Below are 20,556 nucleotides of genomic sequence, written 5' to 3'. Positions count from 1 at the left end.
AGGAGCCGCGACGTCGCCGTCGCGGCTCCTTTTCTTTTATCCATCAGTTGGGCTGGTATTCCCAACGCTGGTGGTCGTTGCCCAGGCAGGCGTACAGCTGCAGGCGCGAGCCGTTGTTCTGGCCGCCGGACGGGTCGTCGAGGCAGAGATTGCTCTGCGTGCCGCGGACTTCGCCGCGGATGCGCCATTTCTGGTTGGGCTGGGCATTGCATTGCCACATGCGGACGACCGTGCCGTTCGCCGTGCCGCCATCAGCCGCCTCAAGACAGTTGCCGCCGTAGCCCACTATGCTGCCGTTCGGGCCCAGCTTCCACTTCTGGTTATCGGTGTGATTGCAGTCCCACAGTTGGACGCGCGTGCCGTTGGACGTACCGTAGCCTTGCACATCGAGGCAGCGCCCCATATCGCTGATCAACTCACCGACGGACGGATCGAAAGTAAAGCGCTGATTCGACGTGCCGCCGTCGTCATACAACTGGAACAGCGTGCCGTTGGCGCTGCCGAAGTCGATCCCGTCTACCACTCGGCCCCCGTTGGTGACGAGCGACGCATGCGTGAAAGTCCAGGACTGATTCGATGTCGATGCTTCGCTCCACAGCTGGAGCGGCGTGCCGTTGCTGGTGCCGAAGTTGGCCGCATCCAGCACCATCGAGGTACCCAGACTGTACAAGGCACGCGTATCCGCCGCGGAACCCCACTGCTGCTGCCGCAACCCGTTGCAGGCCCACATCTGCATGGGAGCGCCGTTATTGGTGCTGCCGTTGGACACATCGAGGCAGCGACCCGTGCCGTTCGCCAGAGTCAACTGGCCTGGCGCATTCGAGGTCGGATCGGCGACCACGGTCGCGCGGAAATTCATGGCGGTCACCATGGTCTCGCGGAACGTGCGCGCCACGTCCGCGGCATTGGCCACACCGCAGGGCAGGCCCTTGCAGGTGGACACATCAGGCGTCGAGTACATGAGCTCGGCTTCCTGGCCGCTCTGGCCGTACGACATGATGTCGTAGAAGTTGGCGCTGTCGTTCCGGTAGCCGTACGAGTACGGATACAGCGCGCCGGTCGAGTTGGTCTGCGTGTTGTGCTGCGCGCCCAGGTTGTGACCCATCTCGTGGGCCAGCGAAGTATCCGGGCAATACGAGTAGCTGCCACCGCCCAGGTCGATGCTGCCGTCGCCAACGACCGAGAACGTCTGGTCGCGGCCATTGGTGTTGTAGGGGGCCTGCGGAATATAGGCCAGGCCGCAGCCGTTCTGGCCCGAGGCATAGCGGCGCATGAAGGACACCAGGTCGGCACCGTACTGCTTGCGGGCGGCGCGCACGGCCGCCAGCGGCGAGGACGCCGAGGTCGAGGCCAGGTCGCTCAGCGCCGTGCCGTTGTCCGTATTGTCCGCGTAGTTCACTTCCAGGCTACCGACCAGGCGAAACGAGGCGGTGGTGACACCTGAGTTGGCCAGGCCGCGGTTGGCCACGTCGATCAGGTTGGTCAGGCGCGTCGTCACCGCCGAGGCGCTGCCCAGGTACGCGCGATAGCCGCTGGAGTAGCCGATCAGGACGTCGACGGGCGCCGCGGTCGACGAGGAGGCCGCGGCCGTGACGGGTGCCTGCGATCCGGTCGTCTCGGCGGCCTCGTCGGCCGCCTTGACCACCGTATCGCCACCGGCACGAATGCCTTGCTGCAGCTGGCTGAAAGGCGCGCTGCTCACGTAGGTCTTGCCGCCGAGCGTGGCGATGCGCAATTGCTGCCCGTTCGACGACGGCAACACGCCGTAGGTGGCATCGGGACCGAAGGTGATCACGGCGTCCTGGCCCGTCGTACCCCCGTCCTTGCGGCCGACCCAGGTCCAGTTCCCGTCCTCGTGGGTGATGTGCCTGTCGTAATCCAGGGCGACCTGCGAGCCGTCCGGCGCAGTGAACGCGAGGTGGCCCGACAGAGCGGAGGCGAGCACCTGGTCCACGTCGATATCGACCGGATAGTAGGTGTACGGCCCTTCCCGGCGGGGCGTCTCCGTCGCCGAATACGAGAACAGCTCGCCCGTCGGCGCGGTCGCATGGGCGGACGACGTCATGGCCGAGCCGGCGGCGCCGGGGGCGGCGTTCGCAGCCAGGGGGCGAAGCGGTGTCGATACGATGGGCGCTACGACGGAAGCGGCTGCGGCCGGTGACGCGAAAGCGATGGGGGGACGACTACCGGGATCGGTCGCGCCTGACGCCTGCCAAACCATGACCCCGGCCAGTGCCAGGGTACCCATGACCACCGCCCAGGCGGTCCCTTTCTTACGATTCATCGAGCCGTTCTCCGCTGCCGCTGGATCGGGCTTCAAGGAAGAAGACCCGCCGTCCCCAGGCTGGGGACTGCCACATATACGGCAAGGAACTGAACAAAGTTGCCGAATATGTGGATTCCATCAGTTAACGGCGGTACCCCAAAAAAAAAGAGGCGCCCCTGAGGGCGCCTCTTCTCGTTCGTTCAGGATCGGGTTAGGCGTGCTTTTTCCAGCGACCCAGCGCGGCCTCGCCGTTCTCCTTGGCCCGCTCCAGCACGATCTTCTGGGCGGCGGCCACGTTGCCCTTGATATCCTTGGCCCACAGCGCGAGGGCTTCCGCCTGCATGGCACGGCCGTACGAGAAGCTGACCGGCCACGGGTGCGGGCCGAGCTTGTTGATCTCGTTGAGGTTCTCGGTGGCCTGGGTGTCTTCCTGGCCGCCGGAGAGGAACACGATGCCCGGCAGCGTCGCCGGCACCGTGGTCTTGAGGACGCGGACGGTAGCATCGGCCACGTCCTCGGCATCGACCTGGCTTTCTTCCGGGGCGTTCTTGCCCGGGATCACCATGCTGATCTTGAGGATGGTGCCTTCGAGCATGACGTTCTGCTCGTAGAGGGCGTTGAACAGGCTACGCAGCACGGCTTCGTGCACTTCGTAGCTGACCTCGAGGTCGTGCGTGCTGTCGGCGCCGTCCATCACCACTTCCGGCTCGACCATCGGCACGATGCCGGCTTCCTGGCACAGGGCCGCGTAGCGGGCCAGCGCATGGGCGTTGGCCTCGATGGCCGTGGAGCTCGGGTTGTCGTCGGTGATGTTGATCACGGCGCGCCACTTGGCGAACTGGGCGCCGAGCTGGGCATATTCCTTCAGGCGCTCGCGCAGGCCATCCAGACCTTCGGTGATCACGTCGCCCGGGAAACCCGCCAGCGGCACCGGGCCCTTGTCGACCTTGATGCCCGGGATGATGCCGTTCTTCTTCATGATCTCGGTGAACGGCACGCCGTCCTTGGTCTTCTGGCGGATCGTCTCGTCGAACAGGATGGCGCCGGAGATATGGTCGCCCAGGTTGGGCGTCGTGAGCAGCAGCTCGCGGTAGGCGCGCCGGTTTTCCTCGGTGTTCTCGATGCCGACGCTGTCGAAACGCTTCTTGATGGTGTTGGTCGACTCGTCGATGGCGATGATGCCCTTGCCCGGGGCGACCATCGCCTGCGCGATCTGTTCGAGGTTTTCGATGCTCATGACAACTCCATGATGGTAGTGGTATGCCCCTTTTTCAGGGGCGAAGCGATGACTGAAACCGGCGGAGTATAGGGCTGCGCGCCGCGAATGCCGTTGTGCGATGCGATCAACTGGTCTGGTCGTAACCCGGCAGCTTGCACTTGGCCAGGAGGGCAGCCTTGGCGGCGGGGTCTTCCGGAAGGTTGAACCCGGTGACGTAGTAGGTCTGCACGGGCACGGCCGTGCCGTTCTGGTTGCCCTTCACGTAGACCAGTTGCTTGACGATGCTGACGCCGACCTGGCCGAGGTCACCCTGGGGTTCGACCTTCTCGATCCGTGCATTCTGCGTGCGACCGTCCGAGCCGATCATGTAGCTGACGGCGACGCAGGTCGGCTGGTTGAGGTTCTTGCCGGTGTTCGGCACATCGGGGCTGACGGACTTGTTGGTGAGGTACCAGTAGCCGGTCAGTCGCTCCGGAGCGACGCGGCGGAGGTTCTGCGCCTGGGCGGTGCCCGCGGCCAGGAGGAGGACGGCGGCGGCAATGGCGCCGGTGCGGGAAGAGATACGGATCATGACGCCCTCGGTAGGTAACCAGGGCGTCGAGTTTAACCCCGCGGACGCATGCGCTGCGTATGAGGCATGCGTCCGCGGCGGGTCGATCAGAGGTCGCGCAGGCTGTCGGCGATGCCGTCGTCGCCGACGACCAGCAGCTTCAGCGTGTTGGTGCCACCGCCGCGGCCGATGTGGTCGCCGTGCGTCAGGATGACGCGGTCGCCCTTGACCAGCTTGCCCAGCGCGAACAGGTGCTGGAGCGCCGCGCGGGCGGTGTGAGCGGGGTCGAGGTTGCCCTGCTCGAAGTCCACCGGCTGCACGTCGCGCAGCATCAGCATGCGGCGGCGGGCCATGTCCGAAGGGGACATGGCGTAGATCGGCACCGCAAAGCGATAGCGCGACAGCCACTGCGCGGTGGCACCGGACTCGGTCAGCGCCACGATCGCGCGCACACCCACCTGGGCGGCGAGCGACATGGCGGCCAGCGCAATGGCCTGATCGCTGCGGTCCAGCGACTGCACGTCCGGACGCAGGTCGCCACGCGGCTCGAACTGGCGCTCGGCGCCCAGGCAGATGCGGCGCATGGCGGCCACGGCCTTGTCCGGATGGGCACCGGCCGCCGTCTCTTCCGAGAGCATGACGGCGTCGGTGCCGTCGATCACCGCGTTGGCCACGTCCAGCACCTCGGCGCGGGTGGGGATGGGCGCGCGCACCATCGACTGCAGCATCTGCGTGGCGGTGATCACCGAGCGGTTGCGCTGCACGGACTCGCGGATGATCTTCTTCTGCAGGCCCGGCAGCTCGGCATCGCCGATTTCCACGCCCAGGTCACCACGGGCGACCATGACCACGTCGGAGGCATCGATGATCTCGCCCAGCACCGGGATGGCGTCGGCGCGCTCGATCTTGGAGACGATGGCGGCATCGCCACCGGCTTCGCGCATGAGGCGGCGGGCCTCGTGGAGATCGTCGGCGCAGCGCACGAACGATACGGCGAGGAAATCGGCGCCCATCTCGGCGGCCAGCTTGATGTCGTTGCGATCCTTGTCGGAGAGCGCCGAGACGCTGAGGCCGCCGCCCTGGCGATTCAAGCCCTTGCGCGCGGACAGGCGACCGCCGATGACGACGCGGGTGCGGATTTCGGAACCCGAAATTTCCAGTACCGACAAGGCGATAAGGCCATCGTCCAGCAGCAGCACGTCGCCCGGCACCACGTCCCGGGGCAGGTCGTAATAGCTCACGCCCACATGGGTCTGGGTGCCGGCCGGCGCATCCGGACGGCAATCGAGCGTGAAGCTGTCGCCGGCCAGGAGGTCGATCGGGCCGTCGGCGAACTTCTCGATGCGGATCTTCGGGCCCTGCAGATCGGCCAGGATGCCGACCTCGCGGCCGACCTTCTCGGCGGCGGCGCGCACGGCGGCGGCGCGGGCGCGGTGGTCGTCCGGCACGCCATGGGACAGGTTGAGGCGGACGATGTCCACGCCCTCTTCGAGGATTTTCTCAAGCATGCCCGGCGCGTCGGTGGCGGGACCGAGGGTGGCGACGATCTTGGTGCGGCGAACCTGGATATCGGTCATTGTGTATCTACCTTGTCTTCGAATTCGGGACGCGGATCAGTCCAGCGTCTTGTTGAGCAGGTCGGCGAGACGCTTGCCTGCCTCGCGCAGGCGGGTCTCCGCGACCGGGAGCTGCTTCGCCACGTAGGCGTCGTCGATGGTGTGCGAGTCGGGATAGAAGCCGTCGGTGGCCACGATCGCGCAGGATTCCTCGGCCCACTGGGCGTAGGGATTGTCCAGCGGTGCCTGCGGCTTCGGCAGCTGCACCGGCCCCTGCGCGGCCAGGCGATCGGCGTAGGCGGGCCATTTCAGGTCGCGGGTGTAGAGCATCTTCGAGTCCCACACGCTGTGCAGGTTGGTGCCCTTGCCGTCGAACTGCACCTGGTAGTCGTTGCCGCCCTTGTCGTCACGGTTGCCGGCGTGCAGCGGCTGGTGCACGTCGCCCACGAAATGGACGACGAACTTCAGCGCCTCGGCGCGCTCGGCCTGCGACTTATGGCGGTCGCCCAGGATGGCGACGTACTTCTCGAGGCCACCCACGACGCATTTTCCGTCCGCGCAATCGCGGGCGGGCACGTAATGGCATTTGCCGTCCACGAAATCCATGTAGTGCAGCGGTCCGGTGGCCTTGCCCAGCGCCTTGGTGGCGGGGTCGTCGCGGAGCCGATCGGGCCAGCTGGCGATGTCCGGCAGGGGATCGGCGCTGCCGGTTTCCCCGAGCAGGCGCTGGATTTCCGCCTTGGCGGTGGGGTCCAGCTGGCGCCAGGCCAGTTCGGCGACGATCCGGTGGCCGATGTCGCCCCAGGCATGGACGCTGGCGAAGGCCGGGAGGGCGAGGGCCAGCAGGGTGGCGATGGTGCGGCGCTTATGAACGGCGTTCATGGACAGGTAAACGTTTCCGGACGGGGCGAACGCCCAAGTGTGCCACAGCCGGCCGGGCACACGGATGACAAATCGCGGCGGTGCAGCAAGCCGGCCCCCGCGACCTTCCGCTACCATGGAGGTTTACGCCACCTGCCCTTACCTCGTTAGCAAATCCCACCCGGAGGCTGCACATGACCATCAAGGTCGCCATCAACGGTTACGGTCGCATCGGTCGCAACATCCTGCGCTCGCTCTATGAGTCGAAGAAGAACGGCCAGGACATCCAGATCGTCGCGATCAACGATCTCGGCAACGCGGAAACCAACGCCCACCTCACCCAGTACGACACGGCCCACGGCCGTTTCCCCGGTGAAGTCTCGGTCGACAACGGCGACCTGATCGTCAACGGCGACCGGATCAAGGTCTTCGCCGAGCGCGATCCGTCCAAGCTGCCCTGGGGCGAGCACGGCGTCGACGTGGTGCTGGAGTCCACCGGCTTCTTCACCTCCAAGGCCAAGGCCAGCGCGCACATCGCCGGCGGCGCCAAGAAAGTGATCATCTCCGCGCCCGGCGACAAGGACGTGGACGGCACCTTCGTCATGGGCGTCAACGACGACAAGCTCACCTCGAAGCTCGAAGTCATCTCCAACGCGTCCTGCACCACCAACTGCCTGGCGCCGCTGGCCAAGGTGCTGCACACGAAGATCGGCATCGTGCACGGTCTGATGACCACGATCCACGCCTACACCAACGACCAGGTGCTGACCGACGTCTACCACTCGGACCTGCGCCGCGCCCGTAGCGCCACGCACAGCCAGATCCCGACCAAGACCGGCGCCGCCGCGGCGGTAGGCCTGGTGCTGCCGGAACTCAACGGCAAGCTGGACGGCTTCGCCATGCGCGTGCCGACCATCAACGTGTCCGTGGTCGACCTGACCTTCACCGCCGCACGCGCGACGACCAAGGAAGAGATCGACGCTGCCATCCATGAAGCCGCCAACGGCGCCATGAAGGGCATCCTGGCCGTGAACAGCGCGCCGCTGGTGTCGATCGACTTCAACCACAACCCGCACTCGTCGATCTACGACTCGACGCAGACGCGCGTGATGGAAGGCACCCTGGTGAAGGTCCTCTCGTGGTACGACAACGAGTGGGGCTTCTCCAACCGCATGCTGGACATGACCAAGGCGCTGATGGCCGCCAAATAAGGCCAAAACGCCCATGTAGGAGCGCGCGATGCGCGCGATGCCTATGAAAAAACCCCGCACGTCACCGTGCGGGGTTTTTTTTAAGGTGCAGCTCAGGTTACCGCTCAGGCTTGCTGAATAACCTGCTCGATCGCCCCGAAGATACTGACGCCAGCCTGGTCGACCACGTCGATCTTCACCGTATCCCCGAACGACAGGAACGGTGTACTCGGGCTACCGTCGCGCAGGGTCTCCACCGTGCGCTGCTCGGCCAGACAGGAAGCACCCTTGCCCGTGTCCTCATTGGCGATGGTGCCCGAGCCCACCAGCGTGCCAGCGGTCAGCGGGCGGGTCTTCGCCACATGCGCAACCAGCTGCGAGAAATCGAACTGCATGTCCACGCCGCACTCGGCTTCACCGAACCACTGGCCGTTGATCCAGGTGCGCATGGGCAGGTGCAGCTTGTCGTCCTTCCAGGCGTCGCCCAGCTCGTCGGGAGTGACGAACACCGGGGACAGCGCGGAGCGCGGCTTGGACTGGACGAAGCCGAAGCCCTTGGCCAGTTCGCCGGGAATGAGGCCACGCAGCGAGACATCGTTGACCAGCCCTACCAGCTGGATGTGGCCGCCGGCCTGCGCGGGCGTCACGCCCATGGGCACATCATCGGTGACGACCAGCACCTCGGCTTCCAGGTCGATGCCGAAATCCTCGCTGGGCACGGCCACGGGATCGCGCGGACCGAGGAAACCGGCGCTGGTGGCCTGGTACATCAGCGGGTCGGTGTAGAACGAGGCTGGCACTTCGGCGCCGCGGGCGCGACGAACACGCTCCACGTGCGGCAGGTAGGCACTGCCGTCCACGAACTCGTACGCACGCGGCAGCGGTGCGGCCAACCGCGCCATGTCGAGCGCGAACGCACCGTCCGCCGTGCCCTCATTGAGGTCTTCGGACAGCGCGTTGAGGCGCGGCGCCAGGGTGTTCCAATCGTCCAGCGCCGCCTGCAGGGTGGCCGCGATGCCCGAGGCCTTCACGGCACGCGACAGGTCGCGGCTGACGACGATGAGCGTGCCGTCGCGGCCGCCTTCCTTCAACGAAGCGAGTTTCATGCGTTTCCTTTAAACGATCAGACCGTGGGCGGCGTGAAGTGCTTCTTCAGGTCGCGCCAGCAGGCGTAATAGTCGCCTTGCAGCGCGCCGGACGCCAGCGCCTGTCGCGTCGGCCGGATGACCTTGCGCGTTTCGAACATGAAGGCCATGGTGCCCGTGATGTGGTCCGGGTGCGATACGTCCGCCGCGGAGGCCTTCTCGAAGCTGGCCGCATCGGGGCCATGGCCGCTCATGCAGTTGTGCAGGCTGGAACCGCCGGGCACGAATCCGCCGGCTTTCGCGTCGTAGGCACCATCGATCAGGCCCATGAACTCGCTGGCCACGTTGCGATGGAAATACGGCGGGCGGAACGTATGCTCCGCCACCAGCCAACGCGGCGGGAAGATCACGAAGTCCATGTTGGCCGTGCCGGGCGTGTCGCTGGCCGAGGTGAGCACGGTGAAGATCGACGGGTCCGGGTGATCCACGGCGATGGAGCCGATGGTATTGAAGCGGCGCAGGTCGTACTTGTAGGGCGCGTAGTTGCCATGCCAGGCCACCACGTCCAGCGGCGAGTGATCGATGGTGGCCGACCATAAGGCACCCTGGAACTTGGCCACCAGCGCAAAATCCCCGTCCAGGTCCTCGTATGCGGCGACCGGAGTGAGGAAATCGCGCGGATGGGCCAGGCCATTGGCACCGATGGGGCCGAGGTCGGGCAGGTGCAGCGCTGCACCGAAGTTCTCCGCGACGTAACCGCGTGCCTCGCCATCCGGCAACTCGACCAGGAAGCGCACGCCGCGCGGCACGACCGCGATCTCCAGTGGCTGGACATCGATTACGCCCAACTCGGTGCGGATGCGCAGGCGACCCTGCTGCGGGACGATCAGCAGCTCGCCGTCGGCGTCGTAGAAATAACGCCCCTGCATCGAGCGATTGGCACAGTACAGGTGGATACCGATGCCCGCCTGCTCTTCCGCGCCGCCGTTACCGCCCATGGTGACCAGGCCGTCGAGGAAATCCGTCGGTGCGGAAGGCATCGGCAGCGGATTCCAGCGCATCTGGTTCGGCGTAGCGGGAGCTTCCTGGAAGCGGTTGTGGAACGTCGGATGCCCGAGTTCGGCGAACGGCGAATGCTGGGCCGCCGGGCGAATGCGATAGAGCCAGCTGCGCCGGTTGCTATGGCGCGGCGCGGTGAACGCGCTGCCCGAAAGCTGCTCGGCATACAGCCCATGCGCCACCCTCTGGGGCGAGTTCTGGCCGACCGGCAGCACGCCGGCGACGGCTTCCGTGGCGAACTCGTTGCCGAAACCGGTCTGGTAACCGTGGGTATCGTCGGTATGGCTCATCGTGGTGTCCTGTGTCGATGACAACCTGCTTGGGTGGAACCTGCATGGCCGAGACACGACCTGCATGGGCAAACCGCGGGGTCGGGAGAACGAAACCCCATGTAGGAGCGCACGATGTGCGCGAAAATCTCTACGCCGTGCCCTGGAGCTGGCGCGGCAGCTTGGAGGGTTACGCGAAGATACATCGCGCACATCGTGCGCTCCTACGTGCGTTTTTTCGCACCCGGGCTTTTTAGAGCACGCCGCGGCGCATCTGGTCGCGTTCGATGGACTCGAACAGCGCCTTGAAGTTACCGTTGCCGAAGCCTTCGTTACCCTTGCGCTGGATGATCTCGAAGAAGATCGGCCCGATGTTGTTCTGCGTGAAGATCTGCAGCAGCAGCTTCTTCTTGGTCTCGTCGTCGGCGTCGATAAGCAGTTTGTTCTTCTGCAGGCGCGCAATGTCTTCGCCGTGGTCCGGCACGCGCACGTCGATTACTTCGTAATAGGTGTCCGGCGTCTCGAGGAACGCCACGTCCTGCGCGCGCATGGCTTCCACCGAGGCGTAGATGTCGTCGGTGAACAGGGCGATGTGCTGGATGCCCTCGCCGTTGTACTCACGGATGTACTCGTTGATCTGCGACTTCTCGTCCGACGACTCGTTGAGCGGGATGCGGACCATGCCGTCCGGTGCCGTCATCGCCTTGGACACCAGGCCCGTCTTGGCGCCCTTGATGTCGAAGTAGCGGATCTCGCGGAAGTTGAACAGCCGCTCGTAGTAGTCGGACCACTTCTGCATGTTGCCGAAGTGCAGGTTGTGGGTCAGGTGATCGATGAAGGTCAGACCGAAGCCCTTCGGGTGGCGATCGACGCCCGGCAGCCACTCGAATTCACCGTCAAACACGTCGCCCTTGGCGCCGTAGGTATCGATGAGATAAAGCGCACAGCCGCCGATGCCCTGGATCGTCGGGACGTCCAACGCCAGTGTGTCGGCCTTGAGCAGGATCTTCTCGGCGCCATTGGAAAGGGCGGTGGCCTGCACATCGGTGGCGGGGCGATTGAAACGGATCGCGAAACCACAGGCGCTGGGGCCGTGCTCGGCGGCAAAATCCGACGCGAACGAGTTGGGTTCCTCATTGACGAGGAAGTTGCACTCGCCCTGGCGATACAGGGTAATGGCCTTGGTGCGGTGCTTCGCCACGGCCGTGAAGCCCAGCCTCGGGAACAGCGTATGCAGCAGCGCGGCATCCGGCGCGGCAAACTCGACGAACTCGAAGCCGTCGACACCCTGCGGGTTCTCGAAGGTGGTGACTTCCATACCGATATTGGGCTGGGCGCTCATGGGCGATACTCCTGGCGTGGGCACGGCTCGGGCCGTCTGCCCTCCCTTATAGTTTCACTTGTAACCATTTGCAAGGATCAGCGCACTAATGACTTTCGAACCCGTCCCGGCCCATGCGCCCCTGGAGCTGGAACACTTCCTGCCCTACCGCCTGTCGATCCTGTCCAACACGGTCAGCCAGTCGATCGCGGCCGAGTACGAGGGGCGCTTCCAGCTCAGCATGACCGAGTGGCGCGTGATGACGATCCTGGCCCGTTTCCCGGAGATTTCCGCGCGGGAAGTGGTCGAGCGCACGGCCATGGACAAGGTGGCCGTCAGCCGCGCCGTAGCCCGCCTGGTCGAGAAAGGCCGCGTGGACCGCGGCACGCACGACGACGACAAGCGCCGCTCCGTGCTGAAGCTGTCCGAGGCAGGCTGGGCGATCCACGACGAGGTGGCGCCCATGGCCCGCGCCCACGAACGCGAGCTGCTGGCCCGACTGGACGAGGCCGAGCGCGCGCAGCTCGACACCATCCTCGACAAACTCCTCCACCCGGCGGGGTCGGCGGCGGCCGCAGGCTCGACGTCGACCGAGGGGTAGGAGCGCACGCACGTGCGCGAACCCTCACCGTTGCGATGGCGACGGCGGCCGCGCTTCACATCGGGCCAGGCGGTTCCAGGCGTCGAACGAGCGAATACCGGATGCATGGAAGCGCTCGCTCGTGCGGGCGGCCAGCATCTGTCGCGCGGTGCAAGGGCGAGGGTTCGCGCACGTGCGTGCGCTCCTACATACCCCAGGCACCTTGCAAGGACGCCGGTACCTGGGCGCGCGCCCAGGCCTGGCGTCATCGGGGTGTTATTTCACCCCGTGCATCAAGCGGTTGATCAGCGGGGCGATGAGGAACAGCAGGATGCCCGAGCCGATCAGCAGTTCGAAACTGAAGGTGAAGCCGGACAGCGCGGAGCCGATGGTGATGCCGGTCTCGCCGCTGATGTGGCCGGCCAGCAGGCCGGACAGGTTGTTGCCGATGGCGGTGGACAGGAACCAGCCTCCCATTGCCAGGCCCACCACACGTAGCGGAGCCAGCTTGGTAACCATCGACAGGCCGATCGGCGAGAGGCACAACTCGCCGATGGTCTGCATGACGTAGCACACGGCCAGCGGCCAGAAGGGAATGAGATTGTCCGCGCCCACGAGGCGGGTCAGCGCATACATCAGCACCAGGAAGCCCAGCGCGTTGAACATCAGGCCCAGGCCGAACTTGCGCGGGATGGAGGGTTCCTTGCGGCGCTTCGCCAGCAAGCCCCAGCTCACGGCGACGACGGGGGCGAAGACGAGGATGGCCGCGGAGTTGAGTGACTGGAACCAGCCGGTGGGGAATTCCCAGCCGCCAAACATGCGCCGGTCGACGATGTTCTGGGCCAGGAAATTCAGCGAGCTGCCAGCCTGCTCGAAGAACATCCAGAACAGCACGTTGAACGCGAACAACAGCAGCATGGCGATGACACGGTGGATCTGGATACGGTCGTGGCGCACCGCCTCAAGCACCAGCATGATCGCCACACCGATGAACAGCACGCCGAGCAGCCAGGCGATCAGCACCGCCCCGGCGTAAGCCATGAGCAGATAGACCAGCGGGATGGCGACAAGGATACCTACCAGCACCGCGCCCAGGTTCTTTCCGGCATGGCGCTCCGGCGGCGGCACGCCCACGCCCTTGAGCTGTTTCTTGCCGATCAGGAACCAGATGAAGCAGATGACCATGCCGACGCCGGTAGAGGCGAACACGGCGCGGTAGTTATCCTGCAGGGGCGTATCCGTCGCCACCGAGGCGATCCAGCCGGTCACCAGCGGGGCGAGGAAACCACCCATGTTGATGCCCATGTAGAAAATGGTGAAGCCACGGTCGCGACGGTCGTCGCCCTGGCGGTAGATCTGGCCGACCAGCGAGGAGATGTTCGGCTTGAACAGGCCGTTGCCGACGATCACCGTGGCCAACCCCGCCAGGAACACCTGCTGGTTGGGCACCATCACCATGAACAGGCCGGCGCCCATCACCACCGCGCCGACCAGGATGGATCGCTGGTAACCCAGGATGCGGTCCGCAACCCAGCCGCCGAACAGGGCGGAGGCGTAGACCAGCGCCAGGTAAGCGCCATAGGTGCGACTGGCGTAGCCCTGCCCCGCCTGGTCGCCCTTGAAGAACTCCGCCACGATGTACAGCGTGAGCGCCCAGCGCATACCGTAGAACGCGAAGCGCTCCCAGAATTCGGTCATGAACAGCATCCACAGCGGGCGCGGATGACCCATGGTCTGCGGATAGTCGGGCACGTCGCGTACCTGGCCGGGGGCTGTCGGAGTCATGGCTTCCCTTGTGAACGGTGCAAGCAGCGTGTTTAGCGGGAGGGGGGCCTCCCCGTCAAATCCCCGTCCATGATTCACCTACCGGGACCTACCGATGTAGGAGCCCACGATGTGGGCGATAGGATGTTCACGGCGGCTCCATCGCCCACATCGTGGGCTCCTACACGAATGCTAGGTACCGAGGATGGTGCGGACTTCGATCAGTTCGGGGAAGAAGCTTTGCTCGAGCGCCTTGCGCAGGAACGCCACGCCCGACGAGCCGCCGGTGCCGGTGCGGAAGCCGATGATGCGCTCCACCGTCTTCATGTGGCGGAAGCGCCAGAGCTGGAAGGCTTCCTCCACGTCCACCAGCTGCTCGCTGAGGTGGTATTCGGGCCAGTGGTGCGCCGTGTCCTCGTAGATTCGCTTGAACACCGGCAGCAGGGACGGCTGGCTGCGCCAGGGCTGGGTGAGGTCGCGCTGCAGGATGTCCGCGGGCACCGCATGGCCGCGGCGTGCCAGGTAGCGCAGGAACTCGTCGTACAGGCCCGGGGCCTCGAATACCTTGCCCAGCCGCGCGTGGGCCACCGGATCGTGCTCGAACACGCGCAGCATGTCCGCGTGCTTGTTGCCCAGCAGGAACTCCACGATGCGGTATTGCAGCGACTGGAACCCCGACGACGGGCCCAGCACGTCGCGGAACTGCAGGTATTCGGCAGGCGTGAGGGTTTCCAGCACCGCCCACTGCTCGTAAAGCTGGCGCTGGATCTGCTTGACCCGGGCCAGCACCTTGAGCGTGCCGTCCACGTCGTCGGCGCGCAGCCGCGCCAGCGCCGCGTCCAGCTCGTGGATCATCAGCTTCAGCCACAGCTCCGAGGTCTGGTGCTGGACGATGAACAGCATCTCGTCGTGGTGGGCCGGCTGGCTGCGCGGCTGCTGGGCGGAAAGCACCTGGTCGAGCTTCAGGTAGTCGCCGTAGGTGAGGCGGCCGTCGAGGTCGGTACGGATACCCGGTTCGATCTCGCGCTGGGGAGGGGTCATCGAAAGTTCTTTCCACATGAGGGGTGCCAGGACCCCGCAACCCGCGCCACAGCGCCGTTCCGGGGCAGCCACGGCCGGTTCCATGCTGCGCCGTGCCTTGCCGGGTGATAATACCCCTGATATCTAGTCCGGCTCGCAATGATCGAAAAGCCGCTCGTGCCCCGCTGGATGGGCCGTCCGCTTCCCCACTCGTGCGTGTCGTTTCTAACCCTTCCCCTGGGAGCGAGTCGTGTCCATCGCCGCCAAGTTCGAAATCGAATACCTGCAGTACCTTGACCAGGATGGTAAGGAAACCGGCAAGGAGCTCCCCGCCTTCGCCAAGGACCTCGACCATATGGTCGAGCTCTACAAGCTGATGGTGTCCACCCGCGTGTTCGACGCCAAGTCGATCGCGCTGCAACGCACCGGCAAGCTGGGCACCTACGCCTCGTGCCTGGGCCACGAGGCCGCGCACGTCGGCATCGGCAGCGCCATGCGCCGGGAAGACTCCCTGGCCGTGTCCTACCGCGAATACGGCGCGCAACTGTATCGCGGCGTGAAGCCCCGCGAGGTCTACACCTACTGGGGTGGCGACGAGCGCGGCAACGATTTCCAGGATGCCCCGGCGCACGACTTCGCCTGGTGCGTGCCCATCGGTACCCAGTGCCTGCACGCCGCCGGCTCCGCGCTGGCCTTCAAGATCCGCAAGGAACCCCGCGTGGCCGTGTGCACCATCGGTGACGGCGGCTCGTCCAAGGGCGACTTCTACGGTGCCATCAACGTCGCCGGCGCCCAGAAGCTGCCGATGGTTGCGGTGATCGTCAACAACCAGTGGGCCATCTCGGTGCCCCGCCGCATCCAGAGCGGTTCCGGCACGCTGGCCCAGAAGGGCATCGCCGCTGGCCTGCCCTGCATCCAGGTGGACGGCAACGACATCATCGCCGTGCGCGCCGCCATGGAGATCGCCCTGGATCGCGCCCGCAACGGCGAAGGCGCCAGCGTGATCGAAGCAGTGACCTACCGCCTCGGCGACCACACCACCGCCGACGATGCCCGCCGCTACCGTGGCGAGCAGGAAGTGAAGGACGCCTGGGAGCGCGACCCCGTACCGCGCCTGCGCAAGTGGCTCGAAGCCAAGGGCCAGTGGGATGACGCGAAGGAAGAGGCCTGGAAGACCGAGTGCGACGACTGGATGGACAACGAAGTGAACGCGTATCTGGAAACGAAGAACCAGCCGGCAACGGCCATGTTCGACTACCTGTACGCCGAACTCCCGGCCGACCTCGAAGCGCAACGTGACTACGTCGCTTCCCTCGATCGCACGTCGTAAGGACTCCTTCCCATGGCACAAATCACTCTTATCGAAGCGGTGACCCAGGCGCTCGCCTATGAAATGCGCAACGACGAAAGCGTCGTGGTGCTCGGCGAGGACGTCGGTGTCAACGGCGGCGTGTTCCGCGCCACCCAGGGCCTGCAGGAGCAGTTCGGCGAGATGCGCGTCATCGACACGCCGCTGGACGAAGGCACCATCGCCGGCCTGACCATCGGCCTGGCCGTGCAGGGCATGAAGCCGGTGGCCGAAGCCCAGTTCGAAGGCTTCATCTACCCGATGATGGAACACATCGCCTGTCATGCCGCGCGCATGCGCAACCGTACCCGCGGTCGCATGACCGTGCCGGCCGTGTGGCGCGCCCCCTGGGGCGGCGGCATCCGTGCGCCGGAGCATCACTCCGAGGCGAACGAGCACCTGTTCACCAACATCCCCGGCCTGCGCGTGGTCATGCCCTCGTCGCCGGCGCGTGCCTACGGCCTGCTGCTGGCCGCCATCCGCGATCCGGACCCGGTGATCTTCTTCGAGCCCAAGCGCATCTACCGCCAGTACAAGGAAGAGGTGCCCGACGACGGCGAAGCGTTGCCGCTCGATGTCTGCTTCGTGTTGCGCGACGGCACCGACGTCACGCTGGTGACCTGGGGGGCGCAGGTGAAGGAATGCCTGGAAGCCGCCGACGAACTGGCCCAGCAGGGCGTCAGCGCGGAAGTGATCGACGTGGCCACGCTGACCCCGCTCGACTTCGACACCATCGCCGAGTCGGTGACCAAGACCGGCCGCTGCGTCATCGTGCACGAAGCGCCCAAGACCGCCGGCTTCGGTGCCGAGATTGCCGCCCGGCTGGCCGAGGAATGCCTCTATAGCCTGCTCGCCCCGGTGCAGCGCGTGACCGGTTTCGATACGCACATTCCGCTGTTCCGCCTGGAAATGAAGTACCTGCCCAGCGTCGAACGCATCGTCGAAGCCGCCCAGCGCACGCTCGCCGCCTCCTGAGGAACCGATAGACATGGCCGACATCAAGACCTTTTACCTGCCGGACCTCGGCGAAGGCCTGCCCGACGCGACCGTCGTGGAATGGCACGTCAAGGAAGGCGACACCATCAAGCTCGATGCCCCGCTGGTGTCGATGGAAACCGCGAAGGCCGTCGTCGACGTGCCCTCGCCGTACTCCGGCACCGTGAAGAAGCTGCACGGTGGCGTGGGCGACATCATCGAGACCGGCGCCTCGCTGGCCGATTTCGAGATCGACCCGAACGCGCGCCAGCGTGCCGAGGCCGAGTCCACGGGTCACCACCACGGCCCGAAGAAGAGCGTCGGCAGCCCCGCCGCGGACGACGCGACCAAGGTCGTCGCCTCCGATGACGGCGGCGAGATCGAATCCGACGGCAAGGCCCCGGCACAGCGCGAAGACGAGGGCACCGTCGTCGGCGCCATGGTCAGCGGCAATGCCGTGCACACCGAGCAGGTCTCCAGCGCCGGTGGCGTCAAGGCCGTGCCGGCCGTGCGCGCGCTGGCGAAGAAGATGAAGATCGACCTCACTCGCGTGCAGCCCACGGGCGCGGGCGAGGTGATCACCATGGCCGACGTGAAGAACGCGGCGGCCAGCGGCACTGCCACGCTCGGCGCGGGCGGTTCAGCGTCTGCCGCGCCCGCGCGTCCCGCGGCGGCCCAGCATCTGGCACCCACGCTACCGGAGCCGGGCCCCGCCCCGACCCGCACGCCGGTGTCGCTGGCCGGCAAGGCCGTGCGCACCGCGCCCCCGGGCAAAGACAGCATGGGCCAGCCGGAACAGCTGAAGGGTGTCCGTCGCAACATGGCGCGCGTGATGGCCGAGGCACACGCCAACGTCGTCCCGACCACCATCGTCGACGATGCCGACCTGCACGCCTGGATCGGCAAGCAGGACATCACCGCCCGCCTGATCCGCGCCATCGTGACGGCCTGCAAGACGGTGCCGGCGCTCAACGCCTGGTTCAACGGCAAGGACCTGACCCGCACGCTACACCCCCACGTGGACATCGGCATCGCGGTGGACACGGAAGACGGCCTGTTCGTGCCGGCCCTGCGTAATGCCGACGTGCTCGACGGTGCCGGCGTCCGCGCCGCGATCAAGCGCCTGCGTTCGTCGGTTGAAGATCGCAGCATCCCGGCATCGGAACTCTCCGGCTACACCATCAGCCTGTCCAATTTCGGCATGTTCGCCGGCCGTTACGCCACCCCGGTGGTCGTACCGCCCACGGTCGCGATCGTCGGCGCGGGCAAGCTGAGCCACGACGTGGTCGCCGTGATGGGTGGCATCGAAGTGCATCGCCGCATGCCGCTGTCGCTGACGTTCGATCACCGCGCCGCCACCGGCGGCGAGGCCGCGCGGTTCCTGAAGGCGATGATCGACGATCTGGGACTGCCGCAGTAATAGCGGGTTGGCGCAGTAACCGGGGTGCAGTCGTAACCCGGGGTGTTTTTTCGCGCACATCGTGCGCTCCTACATGACCGGGTACTACCGGCGTTTGTAGGAGCGCACGATGTGCGCGATGCTCTCCCCAACGCAACCGACCTGCGCAACGCAGGTCACCCGGGAGGGGTACCCATGCAGTTCTTCGAGATCCACCACTTCGCCGGCCATCTTAACGAAACCTTCGAGGCCGACGTCGATACCGGCGAGGGCAATGCGCCCTTCGTGCTGGTGGAAGTGCAACCGCTGCCCGCGGCGTCCTCGTTCCGCCAGGCGTTCTCGCTGTTGTTCCACAACACCGCGGCGATCCTTTTCGCTCAGCGCACCTACACGATGCGCCATCCGCAGTTGGGCGAGTTCGGCATCTTCCTCGTGCCCATCGCGCGCGACCGCAACGGCTTCGTCTACCAGGCCGTGTTCAACTAGCGCGCATGCGCCGGTGCATGCCACCGGCCTCGCCTTCGTCGACGAAACCCAGCCGCGTGTAAAGCCGCATCGCGGCGGGATTGTTCACGGCCACGCTGAGCGTGACGGCGGGCGCAATCGCACGCGTAGCCTGCAACAACGCGGTGCCAATGCCCTGCCCGCGCACGTCCGCCAACAGCGCGATGTCGACCACGTGCCACGCCGCCCCGGATACATCGAGGTAATAGCGCCCGATGTCACGGCCATCGCGTTGCAGGAGGAAGAAATACGCGTCCGGAAAGTGGCGAACGAAATGCATGTGCTGCATGCCGAACTGCTGGTCGGCGAAGGCAGCGCGCGTTTCTTCCGGCCATCCGGTTATGGCCAACTCGTCGTCGCGGGTCTGGCGGTAAAGCGTGCGCAGGAACGCCAGGTCGCGATCGTTGCAGGCGCGCAGCTGCACGCCGGCGACGGCCAGTGAGCCCGCCAGCGTATCGCTACCGGGTCCAGCGACCGGAAAGCCGGGCAGGTGCATCAGTCGAAGCTTGGGTAGATGCCCTGTAGTGCGATGCAGAAGTTCACCGCCAGGAACGGTTGCCGGTTTTCATGCGGCAAGCCCGAACCCACCGGCTGGATCGCCAGCGGCGACAACGTGGTGGAGGGCACCGCGGCCGGAACGAACGGGGATGTGGTGCTGGGCGTGACAAGGGCACTGCCTGCCGCCGGCACCGACGTCCGCTTGGTCTGGTCACGCTGCGCATACACCGTGGCGCCGTGCCCGTGCGAGGGCATCTCCGGTACCGTCAACGCGTGCTGGAACTCACCGTACGCGTTGCCTGCGGACCGCTGTGTCAGGCCGGGGCCCGCCCCCGTGCCACCGGGTGCGCGCGACGACAGGTTGGGCAGCATGAAGGTCGACGAGCCGTTGCCGCCATAGGTGGTACCGAGCAGGGAGAACAGTGCCGAGTACTGCCGCGTCGGCAACGTCGCGCCGTTGCAGTAGGCCCAGTCCACCGGTGCGAAGTCGAAACCAAAAACCTGGATCTCGCCCATGTAGGGTTCGGTCATGTCGTAGTCGCCTGGCGATGGATCAGGGAGGGGTGGGATAGACGCCGAGGTACGCGATATAGAACGGTACGCTCAAGGTCGGCATGAGGTTGTTGTGCGGCTGCGAGCCACCCTGGTTGCCCACCGCGGCAACCGCCATCGTATAGGCGGTCAGGCCGGAAATATCGGGCGTGTACATCGTGTCCGGCGCGATACCGCCGAGCACGGCGCTCGCTCCGGGCGTGGCGCTGGTGCCCGTGTCCGTCGTGGCGATGCACGTGTGGTTGTGCATGGGCAGCTGCGGCGTGGACAGTGTCACCGTTTCGGTACCGGACTGCTGGCCCGCGCGGTAGTTGCTCAGGCCAGGGCCCTGCCCCAGCCCGACCGCAAGACGACCGCGCATGTCCGGCACACCGAAGGTGTTGACGCCATCACCGCCGTAGAGGGTGCCGAGCAGCGCGTAGAGCGTCTCGTATTCGCTGATCGGGACCAGGCTGCCGTCGCAGGCAAGCCATCCCTGCGGCACACGGCTGAAGCCGAGCATGCGAATCTCGCCGATATAACACTCGGACATGGTCGATC

At 65.9% G+C, this 20,556-nt stretch carries 19 protein-coding genes; 6 read left to right on the top strand and 13 right to left on the bottom strand.

The window, feature by feature from the left end; translation table 11 throughout:
• Positions 1 to 43: 43 nt before the first annotated feature.
• The 5 genes from FA89_RS08060 to FA89_RS08040 all read right to left on the bottom strand — a co-directional run bounded on the left by FA89_RS08060 (position 44) and on the right by FA89_RS08040 (position 6,473).
• The gene (locus FA89_RS08060; RefSeq protein WP_051938628.1) at positions 44 to 2,284 is read right to left on the bottom strand and encodes a ricin-type beta-trefoil lectin domain protein; all 2,241 of its coding nucleotides are present in this window, start codon (positions 2,282 to 2,284) and stop codon (positions 44 to 46) included.
• A gap of 193 nt (positions 2,285 to 2,477) precedes the next feature.
• Positions 2,478 to 3,503: a class I fructose-bisphosphate aldolase gene (locus FA89_RS08055; RefSeq protein ID WP_036139903.1), complete on the bottom strand. Its 1,026-nt coding sequence runs from the start codon at positions 3,501 to 3,503 to the stop codon at positions 2,478 to 2,480.
• Between the two features lie 106 nt (positions 3,504 to 3,609).
• Positions 3,610 to 4,056, bottom strand: coding sequence for an energy transducer TonB (locus tag FA89_RS08050; RefSeq protein ID WP_036139900.1), 447 nt, complete (start codon positions 4,054 to 4,056; stop codon positions 3,610 to 3,612).
• Between the two features lie 86 nt (positions 4,057 to 4,142).
• Positions 4,143 to 5,612: a pyruvate kinase gene (pyk, locus tag FA89_RS08045; protein WP_036139897.1), complete on the bottom strand. Its 1,470-nt coding sequence runs from the start codon at positions 5,610 to 5,612 to the stop codon at positions 4,143 to 4,145.
• 36 nt (positions 5,613 to 5,648) lie between these two features.
• Positions 5,649 to 6,473, bottom strand: coding sequence for a S1/P1 nuclease (locus tag FA89_RS08040; RefSeq protein ID WP_051938627.1), 825 nt, complete (start codon positions 6,471 to 6,473; stop codon positions 5,649 to 5,651).
• A gap of 173 nt (positions 6,474 to 6,646) precedes the next feature.
• Between FA89_RS08040 and gap the strand changes: the two genes are divergently transcribed.
• Complete coding sequence (gene gap, locus FA89_RS08035) at positions 6,647 to 7,663, top strand: type I glyceraldehyde-3-phosphate dehydrogenase (RefSeq protein WP_036139895.1); 1,017 nt, start codon at positions 6,647 to 6,649, stop codon at positions 7,661 to 7,663.
• A 104-nt stretch (positions 7,664 to 7,767) separates the two neighbouring features.
• Here gap and FA89_RS08030 read toward each other — a convergent pair whose 3' ends face one another.
• The 3 genes from FA89_RS08030 to hppD form a co-directional block, all read right to left on the bottom strand.
• Positions 7,768 to 8,748 carry a fumarylacetoacetate hydrolase family protein gene (locus FA89_RS08030; RefSeq protein ID WP_036139892.1) on the bottom strand — a complete coding sequence of 327 codons (981 nt, stop codon included), beginning with the start codon at positions 8,746 to 8,748 and terminating at the stop codon, positions 7,768 to 7,770.
• Between the two features lie 17 nt (positions 8,749 to 8,765).
• The gene (gene hmgA / locus FA89_RS08025) at positions 8,766 to 10,076 is read right to left on the bottom strand and encodes a homogentisate 1,2-dioxygenase (RefSeq protein ID WP_036139889.1); all 1,311 of its coding nucleotides are present in this window, start codon (positions 10,074 to 10,076) and stop codon (positions 8,766 to 8,768) included.
• A 232-nt stretch (positions 10,077 to 10,308) separates the two neighbouring features.
• Entirely contained in the window at positions 10,309 to 11,397 is a 1,089-nt protein-coding gene (gene hppD / locus FA89_RS08020; protein WP_036139887.1) for a 4-hydroxyphenylpyruvate dioxygenase, read from the bottom strand.
• An 88-nt stretch (positions 11,398 to 11,485) separates the two neighbouring features.
• On the opposite strand from hppD, the gene FA89_RS08015 reads away from it, so the two are divergent.
• Entirely contained in the window at positions 11,486 to 11,977 is a 492-nt protein-coding gene (locus tag FA89_RS08015; protein WP_051938626.1) for a MarR family winged helix-turn-helix transcriptional regulator, read from the top strand.
• 255 nt (positions 11,978 to 12,232) lie between these two features.
• On the opposite strand, the gene FA89_RS08010 is transcribed toward FA89_RS08015, so the two are convergent.
• Both FA89_RS08010 and FA89_RS08005 read right to left on the bottom strand, forming a co-directional pair.
• A complete protein-coding gene (locus tag FA89_RS08010; RefSeq protein WP_036139884.1) occupies positions 12,233 to 13,741 on the bottom strand; it encodes a peptide MFS transporter in 1,509 nt (502 codons plus the stop codon).
• A 171-nt stretch (positions 13,742 to 13,912) separates the two neighbouring features.
• A complete protein-coding gene (locus FA89_RS08005) occupies positions 13,913 to 14,761 on the bottom strand; it encodes a tryptophan 2,3-dioxygenase (protein ID WP_036143904.1) in 849 nt (282 codons plus the stop codon).
• A gap of 229 nt (positions 14,762 to 14,990) precedes the next feature.
• Here FA89_RS08005 and pdhA point away from each other — a divergent pair, with 229 nt between their 5' ends.
• The 4 genes from pdhA (at position 14,991) to FA89_RS07985 (ending at position 18,948) form a co-directional block, all read left to right on the top strand.
• Positions 14,991 to 16,070 carry a pyruvate dehydrogenase (acetyl-transferring) E1 component subunit alpha gene (gene pdhA / locus FA89_RS08000; RefSeq protein ID WP_036139882.1) on the top strand — a complete coding sequence of 360 codons (1,080 nt, stop codon included), beginning with the start codon at positions 14,991 to 14,993 and terminating at the stop codon, positions 16,068 to 16,070.
• Positions 16,071 to 16,082: 12 nt separating this feature from the next.
• Entirely contained in the window at positions 16,083 to 17,063 is a 981-nt protein-coding gene (locus FA89_RS07995) for an alpha-ketoacid dehydrogenase subunit beta (protein ID WP_036139881.1), read from the top strand.
• 13 nt (positions 17,064 to 17,076) lie between these two features.
• Complete coding sequence (locus FA89_RS07990; RefSeq protein WP_036139879.1) at positions 17,077 to 18,483, top strand: dihydrolipoamide acetyltransferase family protein; 1,407 nt, start codon at positions 17,077 to 17,079, stop codon at positions 18,481 to 18,483.
• Positions 18,484 to 18,657: 174 nt separating this feature from the next.
• Positions 18,658 to 18,948: a DUF6916 family protein gene (locus tag FA89_RS07985; RefSeq protein WP_036139878.1), complete on the top strand. Its 291-nt coding sequence runs from the start codon at positions 18,658 to 18,660 to the stop codon at positions 18,946 to 18,948.
• On the opposite strand, the gene FA89_RS07980 is transcribed toward FA89_RS07985, so the two are convergent.
• Genes FA89_RS07980 through FA89_RS07970 form a run of 3 tightly spaced genes read right to left on the bottom strand, consistent with a single transcriptional unit; the run spans position 18,941 to position 20,548 of the window.
• Positions 18,941 to 19,462 carry a GNAT family N-acetyltransferase gene (locus tag FA89_RS07980; RefSeq protein WP_036139877.1) on the bottom strand — a complete coding sequence of 174 codons (522 nt, stop codon included), beginning with the start codon at positions 19,460 to 19,462 and terminating at the stop codon, positions 18,941 to 18,943. The two genes, FA89_RS07985 and FA89_RS07980, sit on opposite strands and share 8 nt — an antisense overlap.
• Positions 19,462 to 19,995, bottom strand: a complete 534-nt coding sequence (locus FA89_RS07975; RefSeq protein WP_036139875.1) for a phage tail protein — start codon at positions 19,993 to 19,995, stop codon at positions 19,462 to 19,464. Before FA89_RS07975 ends, FA89_RS07980 begins: the two co-directional genes overlap by 1 nt.
• A gap of 22 nt (positions 19,996 to 20,017) precedes the next feature.
• The gene (locus tag FA89_RS07970) at positions 20,018 to 20,548 is read right to left on the bottom strand and encodes a phage tail protein (RefSeq protein ID WP_036139872.1); all 531 of its coding nucleotides are present in this window, start codon (positions 20,546 to 20,548) and stop codon (positions 20,018 to 20,020) included.
• Positions 20,549 to 20,556: the final 8 nt, after the last annotated feature.

Origin of the sequence: Luteibacter sp. 9135, assembly GCF_000745005.1 — a bacterium.
In the GTDB taxonomy this organism is placed as follows: Bacteria; Pseudomonadota; Gammaproteobacteria; order Xanthomonadales; family Rhodanobacteraceae; genus Luteibacter.
The sequence above is the reverse complement of the archived record's forward strand: the minus strand, read 5'-3'. Positions and strand labels throughout refer to the sequence as shown.

Coding starts and splice junctions, on each gene's coding strand:
- FA89_RS08060 (WP_051938628.1), bottom strand. CDS start 2,284: ATGAATCGTAAGAAAGGGACCGCCTGGGCGGTGGTCATGGGTACCCTG.
- FA89_RS08055 (WP_036139903.1), bottom strand. CDS start 3,503: ATGAGCATCGAAAACCTCGAACAGATCGCGCAGGCGATGGTCGCCCCG.
- FA89_RS08050 (WP_036139900.1), bottom strand. CDS start 4,056: ATGATCCGTATCTCTTCCCGCACCGGCGCCATTGCCGCCGCCGTCCTC.
- pyk (WP_036139897.1), bottom strand. CDS start 5,612: ATGACCGATATCCAGGTTCGCCGCACCAAGATCGTCGCCACCCTCGGT.
- FA89_RS08040 (WP_051938627.1), bottom strand. CDS start 6,473: ATGAACGCCGTTCATAAGCGCCGCACCATCGCCACCCTGCTGGCCCTC.
- gap (WP_036139895.1), top strand. CDS start 6,647: ATGACCATCAAGGTCGCCATCAACGGTTACGGTCGCATCGGTCGCAAC.
- FA89_RS08030 (WP_036139892.1), bottom strand. CDS start 8,748: ATGAAACTCGCTTCGTTGAAGGAAGGCGGCCGCGACGGCACGCTCATC.
- hmgA (WP_036139889.1), bottom strand. CDS start 10,076: ATGAGCCATACCGACGATACCCACGGTTACCAGACCGGTTTCGGCAAC.
- hppD (WP_036139887.1), bottom strand. CDS start 11,397: ATGAGCGCCCAGCCCAATATCGGTATGGAAGTCACCACCTTCGAGAAC.
- FA89_RS08015 (WP_051938626.1), top strand. CDS start 11,486: ATGACTTTCGAACCCGTCCCGGCCCATGCGCCCCTGGAGCTGGAACAC.
- FA89_RS08010 (WP_036139884.1), bottom strand. CDS start 13,741: ATGACTCCGACAGCCCCCGGCCAGGTACGCGACGTGCCCGACTATCCG.
- FA89_RS08005 (WP_036143904.1), bottom strand. CDS start 14,761: ATGACCCCTCCCCAGCGCGAGATCGAACCGGGTATCCGTACCGACCTC.
- FA89_RS07995 (WP_036139881.1), top strand. CDS start 16,083: ATGGCACAAATCACTCTTATCGAAGCGGTGACCCAGGCGCTCGCCTAT.
- FA89_RS07990 (WP_036139879.1), top strand. CDS start 17,077: ATGGCCGACATCAAGACCTTTTACCTGCCGGACCTCGGCGAAGGCCTG.
- FA89_RS07985 (WP_036139878.1), top strand. CDS start 18,658: ATGCAGTTCTTCGAGATCCACCACTTCGCCGGCCATCTTAACGAAACC.
- FA89_RS07980 (WP_036139877.1), bottom strand. CDS start 19,462: ATGCACCTGCCCGGCTTTCCGGTCGCTGGACCCGGTAGCGATACGCTG.
- FA89_RS07975 (WP_036139875.1), bottom strand. CDS start 19,995: ATGACCGAACCCTACATGGGCGAGATCCAGGTTTTTGGTTTCGACTTC.
- FA89_RS07970 (WP_036139872.1), bottom strand. CDS start 20,548: ATGTCCGAGTGTTATATCGGCGAGATTCGCATGCTCGGCTTCAGCCGT.